Source organism: Leuconostoc kimchii IMSNU 11154, assembly GCF_000092505.1.
Taxonomy (GTDB): Bacteria; Bacillota; Bacilli; order Lactobacillales; family Lactobacillaceae; genus Leuconostoc; species Leuconostoc kimchii.
Map to the genome: position 1 here is coordinate 1,888,391 of NC_014136.1, position 14,667 is coordinate 1,903,057.

Below are 14,667 nucleotides of genomic sequence, written 5' to 3' on the forward strand. Positions count from 1 at the left end.
ATTGAAATCGAATTTAGAGGTGAATAATGAGCGTATTAAAATCATTTATTGACGTTAAAAAGCATATTAAGCAACCAGTAAAAGACGGCAATAACCCACAATTTAAAAGTGGATATGTCACATTAGACGGCGTTATTAAATCAATTGATGATGCTATATCCGAATCAAAAGAACCGTTTGGTTGGTGGCAAGAAGTTAACGACAATGTTGTCTACACAACGATTACAAACGGTGAGGACACGATTAAAATTCAAGGTTTCCCGTTGTTAGCTGTTCAAAACAACAAAGCGGTAGCTCTAGATGGTGCAACGCCACAGGCGCTGGGTTCTGGTTTGACATACGCCAAACGTTACAGCTTGGCAATGGCGTTTGGTATATCAAGTGACGTTGATGACGACGGTAATGGCGCACAAGGGCAACAATATAAGCCAGCTAACAAGTCAACGAGTCAAGATAAGCCTAAAAATCCATTACACAGTGAGTTTGGAAAGTTGGCTAAAAAGATTGAGTCAAAAAACAGCATTGACGAAACGCAAGTTTATTCAATCATATCTACGCAATTCAGCTTGCAAGTTAATGAATTCATGGACTTTGTCAAATTGAGCGATAACCAAAAACAGACGATTATTGAATTTATGCGAAAATCAGCGCAATAAAATACGACCAGATCATCGTCGTAAAACTGATTAGTCCAGTGGAATAGGTTTGTCAGAATTTCCTGCGTCCGCTCGACATGGCGTAACCATGCAGATGGGTGAGATGCCCATGAGGTGAACAGATGACAGAATTATTTGGACAGGTCAGGAAATTAGATGTTAACAGTGGACTGATTACATTGTCCGTTGATGATGAAAGCATTCATACATTGCAGCGATACCACAACAATGACAAACAACAAACCATCTCGATTGTCGTTAACGATGACAATGAGCCGTCACCACAACAGCGTAAATTCGCGTTCGCACTGCTTAATGACATTTGGTCGGCACAAGTAGGTGGCGAGTGGTTGGAGACGGTAGAGAGCACGAGAAGGCACTTTTACAACGTGTACGAATATTATTATGGGCTGGACTTTGGCGAATTTAGTCTAAGCGCCGTTAAGGGTAGCAAGACAGCAACTAACCAATTTATTAATTTTCTACTCGATTTTGCAGCAAGTCACAATATCGGCTTAAGTGTAGTGCCACTGAATGAGTTGGAAACGCAAGAGATTAAGAAATGGGAGTATATGTGCCTGATGAACAAACAATGCGTGATTTGTGGGAAGAAACCCAGTGACTTACACCATTTAGATACCGTTGGTTCGGGTATGGATCGAAAAACGATCAACCATTTGAAACATAAAGCAATTCAACTATGCCACGAACATCACAATGCCGCACATAACATGGGAGCTATTAGTTTCTTGAAAATGCATCATCTGGTTGGTATTGAAATTGATGAAAAAATAGCAAATGCACATGGATTAAACACGAGGTAATTATGATATTTAAATTTTTCATCGAGCCACAACAACAGGAACGCCCGCGAGCAGTTAGATTTGGCAATGGCGTACGAATGTATGACCCAAAAGCGACTAAGTTGTACAAAGAGACACTGGCACTCATTGCTAGGTCAGAAGTGGTTAAGAAAGGCTACAAACGTCCACAAGGCGCATTAGCGGTTAATATGACGTTTGTGCGGTCGATGCCTAAATCATTTACTGCCAAACAAAAAAAGATGGCACTTGATGGCGAGTTACTGCCACGCAAGAAACCAGATTTGAGCAATTTTGTTAAAAGCACAGAGGACGCGTTAAACGGTATCCTGTGGGACGATGACAACGCTATCGTGCAAGAAATCAGCTCAAAGATATACGGGCAACAGCCACGTGTAATCGTTGAAATTCACACGATTAATGATAATAAATTTTGAGGTAAGAACATGAGAGAACTCAGACACGACAATTTAATTTTATTTTCAGAAGACCCTGAAAATACGCACATTGGTAGATTAGTTGCTAAACAGATGTTGGCGTTGGATTACAAATATGCAGATGTGGCTCGCAGGGGGGGATTTAACGATGGGAACAACGTCATTATGATCGTTAGTGGTAGGAGACGTGACCCGTATTTTAGCTCAATTGTTAAATTATCCAAAGCGCTTGATTTAAAACTAGAAAAATTTGTAGAGGAGAAATGATGATTAAAACAGCCAGTAAAACAATACACAAGATATTTGGAGTTAAAGAGTCGTTTAAACTACCAGATGAAATGATGAAGATCGTTCTCGACAAAGAAAAACGTGAAACAGCAATGATGAGATATTTAGACGAGTACACTAGAGATTTATCATATGACGGATTTCATGAATATTACGAAGAGGAACAGGCGGAACGGAAGAAAAACAAACAAGATTTTACGCCTGATTCAATATCAGATATATTGTCAAAAATCGTTGGCACTAGTAACAGTTACTACGAGCCAACAGCTGGAACAGGTGGCATGCTAATCAGAAAATGGCATCAAGACCAAATGGCCACTAGTCCTTTTGATTACAAGCCATCTAATTACCTGTTCTTCGCGGAAGAATTGTCAGACAGGGCGCTACCATTCTTGATTTTTAACCTAGCAATACGCGGAATAAATGCTGCCGTGATACATGGTGATGTGTTGACTAGAGAAGCGCGCGGTGTGTTCTTTATTCAAAATGATAACGATGATTTTTTGGGTTTTTCAAGCGTGAATGTGATGCCTTACTCTGATGAAGTCAAAAAATATTTCGGTATTCAAAAATGGGAAGGCGAGAAATACGAAGCGCATATAGAAAGTGAGTTAAACACATATGGAATATTTGACATCTGATGTTGAAGTTGAAAGTTTAAAACAGAAAATAGTATCATCTGTTAGCAAGATGAAATTTTGGGAATATTTTGAATGGTTTGCAGTAAATTACAAAAAGGATTTCGTGACTAAAGTCACTTATTACAAGTACCAACTTACAAAAAAGTGGTTGGAAAATAATTTACACGAGTGAAATTCATACGTGGTCGATTGAAGTTTGAAGTAAATGGACAAGCAACAGATACAGCGCCGTTCCCAAGCGCGCTTGTTGTTTATGGGATTTGAAAGGCAAATAAAATGATTAAAATGACCAGAGAACAATACGAGCAAATGATGGCTTACAAACGCGTAACTTGGTTTAGCGTTTTCATTGCAAAGGTCAACGGAGCATTAGATTATGAAAATCTAACACTGCCGACTGTTATTGCCTTTGATGATTGGGGTGCTAGTAAAGAGCGTGAAATGGACTTGATGAAAGCGTGGATTTCGCCAGAAGATGTTGAGATAGTGTGATGATATGAAACGAATAAAAGAACTAATACCGGGTGCGTTAGATAATTTCAATGCGTACTATGATACGAATTATAGAAACGGCGAATTCTTAGTGTTCTGGTTGGTGTCGTTCGTATTACTGGAAGTGAGAGATATTAAGAAGTTAAAGGAGTAACGCGTGGCAGATAAGATTGATAAATTCTTAAGCGATTATTATTCAGGCGTGATCGAAATGCAGATTAGGCTACGCATTAGAGAACTGGAAACGCCAACGTCATTTGATGAAAATATAGGCGGTGGAAAGGCAGAAAATAAGCGTAACATTCAAACTGAAAATGACATCATCATTCAAGAAAGCGATTATATTTTGCAATCATTCATTAGAGACAGATGGTTTATGTCTAATTTCCTAAAGGTGCTGACCAGTGAAGAAAGAGCCATGCTTGAATTGCGTTATGATCGTAGAAGAAAGCGAAATTGGCTTCAATTGGCAAGTATATTGTCAAAGTCAGAGAGTCAGTGCTACCGAGATATGCAGAGAATTAAACAGATTTATAGGACTTCTGTTTTTGCTAGTCGGGCTGTGGATAAGTGAAAGTGCCAAAAATATGCGAGTTTTGTGAAGGTTTTTAGGCGAAAAAGGGTGTTATATTTGTATCATCAAATAGTTAACAAAAATTCCATAAAGTGTTATTTAGATGGTGTTGGATGTTAAGGCTTGATACAATAACCTCTATTTGTTGTTGTGAGTTAAAAATAATGTATAAATTAACTATTGACAACTGTATATATACAGAGTATTATCGTAAGCGTTGTGTGAAATATCGTTATAATAAGGAAAAAGTGATAGAATATCATGAAATATAAAAAAACAATCATTACTGTAGCTGCTGCGGTAGCTATCTCGTTTGGCGCTGCAACTGCTGTGGCGGATAGTGGTTCATGGGCTGGTACTCCTAACCTGTCTAACACACGTAATATAATTGACCAATTAGGTAACAAACTAACTGACCAATCAACTAAGGTGTCTAATATGACACAACAAAGTGCTGATCTCCAAAGTCAATTGACAGCAGCACAGAACAATGTATCGAAACTTCAAAATCAGATGAACGATTTGAAAAATCAATTAGGCACTGCAAGTTCAACAAACGATAGCTTGCAACAACAAATTCAACAAAAAATAGCTGAAACGCAACAGGCAATTGCCGACGGGAATAATAAGGTGGCTGCGGTTCAACAACAAGTTGATGCTAAACAAAAAGATTTAGATGCAGCAAATGCGACGATTTCTAATTTACAGAGCCAACTAAATGATGCGCAAAAAAAATTGAATGACTCAACCAATCAAAGTTCTCAAACAAAGCAACAAAACGACAATGCTTTGCAAGATGCAAAAGACACAGAAGCACATGCACAATCTGTTTTAAACGCACATCAATAAAATAAATACAATATTTAACACAACAAAAGTTAAGCCCAAAAGCGGCTTGGCTTTTTTATTTGTGGTTATTGCTCATCCATTAAAAGCAACGTTACACACGCTTCGGAAAAAGCCACTGTGTATGTAAAAATACGATAGGTTGGAATATCTATCATTACGCGAGGTGAAAGTTGGTAGCGTGCATGGTGTCATGAACCGTGATAGGGTGGTTCGATTCCACCGCCTCGCATTGCTAGCCAAGGAAGACGGACTAGCGCTTAATGTTATATGGGCAGTAATGCTCGTACATATTATTTAGCACCTTAACGGGTGCTTTTTTATTGGAGAAAATTATGGGAAAAAAGATAAATAAATATGTTCAATTAATTTTTACAATTTTGCTCGTTGTACTGGCTGCTTGGAACCACAATATAACTGCCGTTATGTTAGCTGCTGTTTCTATACTGTTAACGGTTCGTTATAATGTATAATTAAAATAAGTCATAAAAAATGGATGTATAAATGAAAATTGGTTTTGCAAATAAATATTTATTAGACAATGTCACAAGGCAAGTTGGTTATGTATTTGCTATATCTTCCGTCATATTAACATTTTTAGATTTTTCTAAAAAAATTAAGTTATTTATTTTTGTTGGCACTTTGATACTTTCACTATTCATATACATAGCAAATTTAATATTTGCCAATTTGATGAGTTTCACTACCTTTAAGGTTGGGGAATCAGAAATCAGAATTCAGAAGGGGGATATTTTCTCAAATGAAATTTTTAATAACCCTGATTTTATAAAGGTTATAAATGCTAATGAGTATTTTGACACGATTGTTAATGAAGAAATCATATCTAAAAGATCGGTTCATGGAAAATTTTTATTAAGGAGCGATGTCGACGTTTCTAAAGTAGATGATGCCATTAAAAAAGATAAAAGGCTAAATAAACGACATAAGGTGGGTGAAAATTTAGATCGTGAAGAGGGTAACCAAATAAAGTATGAGCTTGGATCGATTTTTAAATATTCAGATGACGTTTTTTTAACAGCATTGACACACTTCGATGAGTATAATAAGGCTTATTTGTCAATACAAGATTTCATTCGATTTTTAATAAATTTCTGGGATGAAATTGATGAATTATACGCTGGAAGAACAGTCGTAATAACGCTATTTGGTTCTAATCTAGCAAGGTTGGATAATAATACCTATAGCAACACACAAATTTTAGACACAATTCTCTGGACATTTAGATTAAGAAGGATTAAATTTAAGAAGCCTACTAAATTAATTATTTTATTAGACAGAGAAACAAATCAGAAAATTAATTACTATAAGATAAAGGACAGGTTTTATGGCTTACAGGAATAAAGTATATGTTGCGTTCGATGGGGACAACGATATATTGAAATACGATTTAATTAAAGCATGGTCTAAAAACCAGAATATAGATTTTCACATTGATGACGCACATGATTTGAATACATCTAAAGATTCAAGTCAAGAAGCTTCTATCAAACACAATCTGAGTATTAGATTTTTAAACTCAAAAGCGTTTATATTATTAGTTGGAGAACATACAAAATATTTGACGAAATTCGTGAAGTGGGAAATTGAAACAGCGATTAGATTAGAGTTGCCAATTATTGCTGTGAATTTGAATGGTAAAAAGAGAGCGGATGAATTGATGCCTCCACTACTAAAAGGAAATCTTTCTATTGTAGTACCATTTAAAATGGTTGCTATTAAATACGCATTGGAAAATTGGCCAGAATATGATAAGAAATACCGAAAAAACCAAGATCATAGACAATATCACTATAATGATAAAGTCTATGATAGCTTAGGGATATAAACTATCTTACCGCTAGTTAGTTAAATCTAACGGCGGTTTTTGTTTGGAGAAAATTATAGATAACAAACAAAAGCTAAAACAATTAAAACGTGCCAAACACAAGTCTGAACGGTCACAAAAAAATAATTTTCCAGACGATACGTCTAATATTTCTAGACAAAGATTTTTAATACATAAAATATTCAAATGATGAGTTATGAAAATAGATCGCGATTATGGACTTGTCGCCAGTGATGATGAATTAAACATCTATCGCAAAATTGACAAGCAAAGACAATATAGCAGGAAACAAAACAAAGCATCTAAACGCAAACGTCACACAGACAAGCGTAAAGATGCTTTTTATGAAGATAGGAAGTGGCAGTGATGATTCGTTTGAATTGGACTGATGAACAAAAGAATAGAATCATCGAATTAAGCAAACAAGGTTTATCATCAGCTAAAGTTGCACAACAGATGTTTGATGAATATGGCGTTAACTTTAGTAGACGTACGGTAGCGAGGTTTATCGCCACTGGTCAGACTAGTGGCCGTTATAAAGGTAAGACGAAACCAAAAGTCAAAGATGTAAAACGTGGCACTGAAATTGTCATCAACAAGGACGGTAGCACAACATCATCTACGACAATGCAGATGACTTCTGAACAGGCCAAAGACCCAGACTTCGTATTAAGAGCACATGGCTTTAATCCGGACGATTGGGATATCGTATCAGCACGCAATAACTTCTGGCAACAGAACAGTGTTGAGAATGGTTTGATTGATTTGTATCAGTCTAAGATTACGGTTAAGCCTAAAGTTGATAAAGAATTAACGCCACAAGATATTGCTGATCTGTTTAAGCATGACGTTAAACCATACATAGTTGAACAGGTTGCTCGAGACACGCACAATTTGGTGGTACCGCTTCCTGATATGCATTTTGGTATAACTACACTAAAAGATGTTGAAAGTCACTTAGATAAGCTGTTAGGTATCTTAAACAAAGGATACAAAACAATTGTTATTGAACAGCTGGGCGATTTGTTCCATTCTAGTCAAATATGGTCGTCACAAACTATGCGAGGAACAATGCTAGATGAAGTTGATATGGTACAAGCTATTGAAGATGCTAAACAGTTCTTTGATATTTTGGTACCAGTTTGTTTGAACAACAGCACATCTGTTTACATTAAGCAAATGGCAGGCAATCATTCAGGAAACATGGAGTATGTTTTCATGGAGTATTTGAAAGCTAAGTATCCACAGGTCATCATCAAAAATAATATTAAGTATCGTGATGCTTACTTGTTAGATAACGTTGGTATCATGATAGCTCATGGTGATTTAGCACCTAAGAATTTGCCTATGCTAATGGCTAATGAGTTTGGCGGTGTATGGTCGTTATCTCACAGTAAAGAGATACACAAGGGTCACTTTCATAAAGAGAAAGCGGTTGATGAGGGTGGCGTGATTAGTAGGCAACTTGGAACAATAAAGCCTAATGATAAGTATGAGATCAGTAATGGTTGGACGTTATCTAAGAAAGAACTATATGCACTTGAGTACGATAGTGACAACTTAGTTGCCGAGTGGCACGTTTAGGAGAATGATATGCAACAAGGACACCCAAGACATAAACAGTTGAGTAGAGCCAGGCATGAAATGTATTTGCACAACAGACACAAATCTTTGGTAGGTGTTACTGCTATAAAAAACCTATTCCTCGCATTTGGTGAGTCTGTCAAAACGGCTGGTCAAAAAATACAAAAGGCATTTGGTGTTATTAACGAACAAATGTCTGCACCCAACACTGAGCTAAACAATGTGCCTGTTGTTGATTATGACAATTTTAAGGTTAAAGGGATTGGGACTAATGCTTTTCTGAAAGGAGGTGACACAATGACATGAAACTAACATCAAAACAACAGAAGTTTGCTGATGAGTTCTTAGAGACTGGAAACATTGAACAATCAGCAATTACAGCAGGTTATTCTAAAGCTTATGCCCGAGGGAATGCACACAAATTAGTTGCAAATGTGAGCATAAAATCATACATAGAGGAACGCATGGCTGAAATCAAGTCTAAGCGTATCATGGGCATTGAAGAAGCTGTTGAAATACTCACTAGCATTGCTAGAGGTGAGATGAAAGAGACTGTTGTTGTGGGCACTCCTATTGGTGCTGAAACGATTGAGAAAGAAGCCGACTTAAAGACACGTATTAGTGCGTTGAAAGAAATAATGAAGCGCTATCCTGATAATGATAAGTTGGTTGAACAACAAATACGTAAACTTAGTGCTGAAGCTGATATATCAGAGGCACGTGCTAAAGAGTTGATGAGTGATGGATATGTTGATGATGTACAAATCATAGGATTCGATAGGAGGAAGGCAAATGCTGAACGTAGCGAAGATAGTTAACCCAGCATTTGACCACCTGTGGGAAACAAACGCATCTAATATCATTGAAAAGGGCGGACGTGCCAGTACTAAGTCGAGTGGTATTAGTATCTATCTAGCCATGGGTATGATGAGTGATCCTGATGCCAATGTGGTTTGCTATCGTAAGGTAGCTGGTAATCTCAAACGTAGCGTATATGAGCAGATTAAGTGGGCGTTAGATGAATTACATGTATCATGGTTATTTCGCTTTAAAACATCCCCTATGGAGATTATAGATAGGCGTAATGGTAGTGGGTTCTACTTCTCTGGTGTTGATGACCCAAGTAAGCAGAAGTCATTCAAGATAGCTAAAGGATATGTACGTTGGTTGTGGTTTGAAGAGGCAACAGAGTTCAGTAACTTTACCGAGATACACACGGTTCAATTATCATATACACGTCAAAAACTACCCAAAGGCATGCAAGTTGTCACGATATTCTCGTACAACCCACCCCGCAACCCATATGATTGGATTAATGAATGGGTGGAGAGTGTTAGCGATGATGCTGATTTCTTAGTAGTGCATACCACGTACCTAGATGACGAGTTACATTTTTTATCTGAACAGTATTTACACGACATTGAGAAGTACAAACACAATGACTATGACTACTACAGGTGGCAATTCTTAGGCGAACCAGTTGGACTTGGTACTAATGTTTATAAGATGGACTTATTCCAACGACTGGAACACTTAGAAGATTTAAACGACTCTGTTGTTGATTTATACTTCTCTGCCGATGTCGGACACTCCGTATCAGCGACTGCGGTTGGCTGTTATGGCGTGACTTATCATCGCAAAGTTGTGCTAATAGACATGTGGTATTACAGTCCAGAGGGTAAAGTCGACAAAATGGCACCTGACGACTTATCCAAGAACATTCATGACTTTATAGAGAAAATGTATGCAAAGTATGGTAAACCAATCAGTAACATGACTATGGATAGTGCTGAAGCTTCACTTAGAAACCAATACCATAAAGATTACGGCGTTGATTGGCATCCTGTTGCAAAACTAAAGAAACCAGACATGATCGATCGTGTGCAAAACTTACTTGCACAGGGTCGTTTTTATTATCTGCCAACTGAAAATAATATTAAATACTTTATTCCACAACATCAGAAATATCAATGGGAAGAAAAGTCTTTACAGACTGATGAACCCAAGGTGATTAAGGTAGATGATCATTCAGTGGACAGCATGCAGTATATGGTTCTTGATAATGAAGACGTACTAGACCTTGCATGGTAGGAGCGTATATGACAATCAGAGATAAACTACATGATCTTTTTACGAAAGGAAAGTTAAGCATGGGATTTGGGAAGACACTTGCAAATATCACAGATGACCCACGCATTAATTTGCCACCTAGTGAGATTGCGCGTATTAGAGATGACTTAAATTATTATAGCAATAAGTTTGGCGATATTAAGTTCTTTAATACGAAGAATGAACAGCGAACACGCAAGCAGTTCACGTTGTCGATCACGCACCAAGCAGCACGCAAATTGGCATCTGTTATCTTTAATGAACAAGTGACCATATCAGTGGCTGGCGAAGAGATTGATAAATTCATAGATGGCGTGATGCGCGATAACTTGTTTAATCTCAAATATGAAGAATACCTTGAGACAGCGATTGCTACTGGTGGCTTTGCGATACGTCCATACATTGATGATAACAATAAGGTTAAGTTGGCATGGATACGTGCAGATCAATTTGTACCGCTGCAATCTAACACTAATGATATTCAATCGGCGGTTATCGTTAATAAGACAACAGCAACAGAGAATGGACGTACGGTTTATTACTCGCTTTTGGAGTTTCACGAGTTTGATGGCGGATTAAATCAAGAGACAGTCACGAACGAGCTGTATCGTAGCGAAGATGTTAATGAGGTTGGACAACAGGTTAATTTAACAGCGTTAGATGCTTATGCAAACCTGCCAGAACAAGCAGTTATTTCTGATGTTATCCGTCCATCGTTCGCCTATTTCAAGACACCTGGCAAGAACAATCAATCGATTGAAAGCCCATTGGGTATTGGCATTGTTGAGAATAACAAGCATGTGATTGAGGCAATTAATACCACGCAAGATCAGTTCTATCGTGAAGTTAAGTTAGGTAAGAAACGTATTGCTATTGATGGCACATTAATGAAACCTAGCACGCAACACGCCGGTGATGACAACCGTGGTTACCCTATGTTTGATCCAGATGATGACGTGTTCATGCAAACAGGTGAATCTAAAGATGGTAAGCCGTTGCTTCAAGACTTAACCAATGACATTCGTGTTGGCCAATACTCTGATGCGCTTCAATTATTCATACGCGAGTTTGAAAACAATATCGGGTTATCACAAGGCACATTATCGACTGATGCCACTAAGAGCACAAAGACAGCCACAGAGGTTGTATCAGACAACAGTGAGACTTATCGGACACGTTCGAGTTACATCACACAGGTTGAGAAGCAGATTAAAGAATTGATTATCTCAATCGTGCAGTTAGCTACTAAGTCTGAATTATTTGATAGCGCACAAGCACCATTGTCGGTCGATTTAATCAATGAACCACTAGAGATTAACCTACACTTTGATGATGGCGTATTCGTCGATAAGGATAAGCAACTCGAAGAAGATTTAAAAGTTGCATCTGTTGGACTGATGCCAAAGAAACAATTCTTAATGCGTAACTACGGTTTGAGTGAGGAAGATGCGCGGGCTTGGTTAGATGAACTGCAAGCAGAAGCACCAGAAACTGATAATATGCCTGATACACAAGCCGGCATGTTGGGTGGTAGTGACGGAGGCAGTGATGAATGATTACGCCAAACTCAATGCAACAGCAAGCAGATAGCATAGCTAATATTTATGCAAAACTTGAACAGGATATATTCAGTCTATTAATCAAATCAGTTAATGATAGCGATTGGGACAAGATAAATGCTGATAACGTCATGATGTGGCAAGTCGAGCAGCTAAGTAAGATGCGCGCATTAACGCGTGATGTAATTAGATTGGTTGCTAAATCAAATAAGGTTTCAGAACGCGAGTTGACTAACTTAGTTAAACGTAACGGCTTACAAATTGTTAGTGAGATTGATACTAAGTTACAAGACATCATGAATAAACAAGTGAGCGTGGGTGCAGATACAACTAACATGTTGGACTCAATTGTACGCCAAACATTCCTTGATATTAACAACAACGTCAATCAAACATTAATCACGACTAATTATCAAAACAACGCTGCTATGAAGACGTTTCAAAGCATCGTCAAGCAATCAACACTAGAAGTCACAAGTGGGATTAAAACACCAGAGAGAGCCGTTAGAGATAATGTCTATAAGTGGGTTGATAAAGGTATTGATACAACGCTTATTGACAAAGGTGGTAACAGTTGGTCACTCGAGAGTTATTCGCGGCTGGTAATTAATGCAACCGCACATCGTACATTCAATGATTTAAGATTGAAGCGCATGAAAGACTTTGGTATGGGACAGGCAATGATGAGCTCACATGCCGCTGCTCGTGAAGCTTGTGCACATATTCAAGGCACGGTGGTTAATGTCGTGACCAGCGATAATGAAGCCTACAACCCTAAATATGACAGTATCTATAATCACGGTTATGGCACATTCGCAGGAACACAGGGCGCAAACTGTAGCCACACATTAACGCCGTTTGACCCAGATGTTAACACTGATGTGACACCTAAACATTATGACCCTGATGAGGCTATTAAACGTGGTAAAGAACAGCAGAAACAGCGCAACATGGAACGCGCTATACGCGCTAGTAAGAAACGCCTAACAGCTGCTAAACAGTTGAAAGATACTGATATGGAGGCAAAGATGAAGTCGCGTATATCTAATCAACAGAAGAATTTACGAGAATTTATTGGCGATAAGGATTATTTAGGGCGTGATTATTCAAGAGAATCTATTCAAAGCTTTTAAAACTAGACCTGAGCACGTCTATAAAAGGCTTTTTAAAGTTCAAAAAATTCGGTGACGTTACACCGTAAAAACACAAAGGAGATTTTTATGAACAGGGATACATTGCAAAAGTTTGGTCTATCAGACGACCAAGTCAACCAAGTCATGGCTGAACACGGTAAGGATTTAGAGAAGTCAAAGAGCGTTGAAAGTGAATTAGAGCAGTTGAAACAGCAAAACACTGAACTAACATCACAAATCAGTGACCGCGACAAGCAACTTAAAGACTTATCGGGTAAGGCTGACGGTAATGAAGAGCTTCAATCACAAATCAAGTCATTGCAAGAGCAAAACAAGCAATCAAAGACTGATTATGAAACTAACATTACCAAGTTGAAGCGTGATGGCGCTATTGAATTAGCATTGCGTGAAGCTAAAGCTAAAAATCCCAAAGCAGTGCGGGCGTTATTAGATGGCGAAACAATCAAGGTTGATGAAGATGGCGTACATGGTCTGAAAGAACAACTGGAGCAATTACACACGAGTGATGCTTACTTATTTGATGTTTCTGAACCAAAGGCACCGCAAGTTAAGGTTTTTACTGGCGGCAATCCATCTGGTGGAGATGGTTCAAAAACACCTAAGTTAAGTTCACTTTCATACAAAGAGGCGCTTGAGTTAAAACAATCTCAACCAGAAGTTTATGCTCAAGCCGTTTCGGAAAATCAAGGAGAATAAAGCATGGCAAATGATTTAACAACATTAGAACAGATGATTGATCCTGAAGTAATGGGTGAGATGATTCTGGCTCAACTTCAAAAAGCAATCAAGTTCGGTGCGATCGCGCCTATTGATAACACATTATCAGGACGACCCGGTGACACGGTTACAGTTCCACGATGGAAATATATCGGCGACGCTCAAGATGTTGCTGAGGGCGCAGCGATTGATTATGCACAAATGGCTAACTCAACTGACACTTTCACGGTTAAAAAAGCCGCAAAGGGTGTTAAGTTAACAGATGAAGCTGTATTATCTGGATATGGCGACCCAATTGGAGAGGCAACACGCCAAATTACAATGGCCATTGCATCAAAGCTTGATAACGATACGCTTGCCGCAGCTACTAAATCACGTCTAACATTGTCTTCTGCTGATTTCACTAAGTTAGATTTTATTGACACTATCGAAGCTGCGTTTATTGATGACACTTCTGATAACAACTTTGAGGGTGACGATGCAAATGCACAAGGTGTTATTTACATGAACCCTAAGGATGTCAACAAAGTTCGTAAAGCAGCAGCGCAAGATTGGGATCGTGCAACAGCATTAGGCGATTCAATCTTATCGACCGGCGTGTTCGGTGGCGTGTTAGGTTGGCAGTTCATTCGTTCACGTAAAGTTCCGGTTGGCTCAGCTATTGTTGCTAAGCCTGGTGCCATGAAGACGTATCTCAAACGCGCCGTTCAAGCAGAAACAGGACGTGACATGGACAACAAGTCAACTAAGTTCAATGCTGATATGCACTATGGTGTGGCTATCTATGATGATACTAAGCTATTGGCCATCAACCCATTCAACTATGCTGATGGTACTGTAATCGACCAAAACATTAAGAAGACTGAAAACGGTTCAGTCCGCAAGTCAAGTAAGACTGGAACAGAAGCACCAGTGACACCACCAGCAGGCGGCGGTGAATAAT

The 14,667-nt window shown here is 38.4% G+C and carries 21 protein-coding genes and 1 tRNA gene; all 22 read left to right on the plus strand.

All coding sequences use genetic code 11. The features are described 5' to 3' along the window. Window positions 1–26 precede the first annotated feature (26 nt). Window positions 27–656: an ERF family protein gene (locus LKI_RS10620; protein WP_013104042.1), complete on the plus strand. Its 630-nt coding sequence runs from the start codon at window positions 27–29 to the stop codon at window positions 654–656. Window positions 657–778: 122 nt separating this feature from the next. Beyond that, entirely contained in the window at window positions 779–1,480 is a 702-nt protein-coding gene (locus LKI_RS10040) for a putative HNHc nuclease (protein ID WP_013104043.1), read from the plus strand. A gap of 2 nt (window positions 1,481–1,482) precedes the next feature. Next, a complete protein-coding gene (locus tag LKI_RS10045) occupies window positions 1,483–1,914 on the plus strand; it encodes a RusA family crossover junction endodeoxyribonuclease (RefSeq protein WP_013104044.1) in 432 nt (143 codons plus the stop codon). 9 nt (window positions 1,915–1,923) lie between these two features. Further along, the gene (locus tag LKI_RS10050; protein WP_013104045.1) at window positions 1,924–2,181 is read left to right on the plus strand and encodes a hypothetical protein; all 258 of its coding nucleotides are present in this window, start codon (window positions 1,924–1,926) and stop codon (window positions 2,179–2,181) included. Further along, window positions 2,178–2,843, plus strand: a complete 666-nt coding sequence (locus LKI_RS10055) for an N-6 DNA methylase (RefSeq protein ID WP_242651968.1) — start codon at window positions 2,178–2,180, stop codon at window positions 2,841–2,843. The genes LKI_RS10050 and LKI_RS10055 overlap by 4 nt, the downstream gene beginning before the upstream one ends. Window positions 2,844–3,128: 285 nt before the next feature. Next, window positions 3,129–3,335, plus strand: coding sequence for a hypothetical protein (locus tag LKI_RS10065; protein WP_148215509.1), 207 nt, complete (start codon window positions 3,129–3,131; stop codon window positions 3,333–3,335). Between the two features lie 4 nt (window positions 3,336–3,339). Beyond that, on the plus strand, window positions 3,340–3,489 hold the full coding sequence (locus LKI_RS11045) for a hypothetical protein (protein ID WP_187286359.1): 150 nt from the start codon (window positions 3,340–3,342) through the stop codon (window positions 3,487–3,489). A gap of 3 nt (window positions 3,490–3,492) precedes the next feature. Further along, window positions 3,493–3,909: a DUF722 domain-containing protein gene (locus LKI_RS10070; protein WP_013104049.1), complete on the plus strand. Its 417-nt coding sequence runs from the start codon at window positions 3,493–3,495 to the stop codon at window positions 3,907–3,909. Window positions 3,910–4,170: 261 nt separating this feature from the next. Next, window positions 4,171–4,758 (plus strand): hypothetical protein, encoded by a 588-nt coding sequence (locus LKI_RS10075; protein ID WP_013104050.1) that lies wholly within the window; start codon window positions 4,171–4,173, stop codon window positions 4,756–4,758. A gap of 158 nt (window positions 4,759–4,916) precedes the next feature. After that, window positions 4,917–4,987, plus strand: a tRNA-OTHER gene (locus LKI_RS10920). Window positions 4,988–5,090: 103 nt separating this feature from the next. Then, window positions 5,091–5,228 (plus strand): hypothetical protein, encoded by a 138-nt coding sequence (locus LKI_RS11050; RefSeq protein WP_013104051.1) that lies wholly within the window; start codon window positions 5,091–5,093, stop codon window positions 5,226–5,228. A gap of 31 nt (window positions 5,229–5,259) precedes the next feature. Further along, window positions 5,260–6,117, plus strand: a complete 858-nt coding sequence (locus LKI_RS10080; protein WP_013104052.1) for a macro domain-containing protein — start codon at window positions 5,260–5,262, stop codon at window positions 6,115–6,117. After that, complete coding sequence (locus LKI_RS10085; RefSeq protein WP_013104053.1) at window positions 6,101–6,601, plus strand: TIR domain-containing protein; 501 nt, start codon at window positions 6,101–6,103, stop codon at window positions 6,599–6,601. The genes LKI_RS10080 and LKI_RS10085 overlap by 17 nt, the downstream gene beginning before the upstream one ends. Window positions 6,602–6,797: 196 nt before the next feature. Then, entirely contained in the window at window positions 6,798–6,968 is a 171-nt protein-coding gene (locus LKI_RS11055) for a hypothetical protein (protein WP_013104054.1), read from the plus strand. Further along, window positions 6,968–8,185: a hypothetical protein gene (locus LKI_RS10090; protein WP_013104055.1), complete on the plus strand. Its 1,218-nt coding sequence runs from the start codon at window positions 6,968–6,970 to the stop codon at window positions 8,183–8,185. The genes LKI_RS11055 and LKI_RS10090 overlap by 1 nt, the downstream gene beginning before the upstream one ends. A 9-nt stretch (window positions 8,186–8,194) precedes the next feature. Then, entirely contained in the window at window positions 8,195–8,491 is a 297-nt protein-coding gene (locus tag LKI_RS10095; RefSeq protein WP_013104056.1) for a hypothetical protein, read from the plus strand. Continuing rightward, window positions 8,488–9,003 (plus strand): terminase small subunit, encoded by a 516-nt coding sequence (locus LKI_RS10100; RefSeq protein WP_013104057.1) that lies wholly within the window; start codon window positions 8,488–8,490, stop codon window positions 9,001–9,003. Before LKI_RS10095 ends, LKI_RS10100 begins: the two co-directional genes overlap by 4 nt. Further along, entirely contained in the window at window positions 8,978–10,276 is a 1,299-nt protein-coding gene (locus tag LKI_RS10105; RefSeq protein WP_013104058.1) for a PBSX family phage terminase large subunit, read from the plus strand. The genes LKI_RS10100 and LKI_RS10105 overlap by 26 nt, the downstream gene beginning before the upstream one ends. A gap of 8 nt (window positions 10,277–10,284) precedes the next feature. Further along, the gene (locus LKI_RS10110; RefSeq protein WP_242651970.1) at window positions 10,285–11,850 is read left to right on the plus strand and encodes a phage portal protein; all 1,566 of its coding nucleotides are present in this window, start codon (window positions 10,285–10,287) and stop codon (window positions 11,848–11,850) included. Continuing rightward, a complete protein-coding gene (locus LKI_RS10115; protein ID WP_013104060.1) occupies window positions 11,847–12,986 on the plus strand; it encodes a phage minor capsid protein in 1,140 nt (379 codons plus the stop codon). The genes LKI_RS10110 and LKI_RS10115 overlap by 4 nt, the downstream gene beginning before the upstream one ends. An 87-nt stretch (window positions 12,987–13,073) precedes the next feature. Beyond that, on the plus strand, window positions 13,074–13,703 hold the full coding sequence (locus LKI_RS10120) for a phage scaffolding protein (protein WP_013104061.1): 630 nt from the start codon (window positions 13,074–13,076) through the stop codon (window positions 13,701–13,703). A 3-nt stretch (window positions 13,704–13,706) separates the two neighbouring features. Next, entirely contained in the window at window positions 13,707–14,666 is a 960-nt protein-coding gene (locus LKI_RS10125) for a N4-gp56 family major capsid protein (protein WP_013104062.1), read from the plus strand. Window position 14,667: the final 1 nt, after the last annotated feature.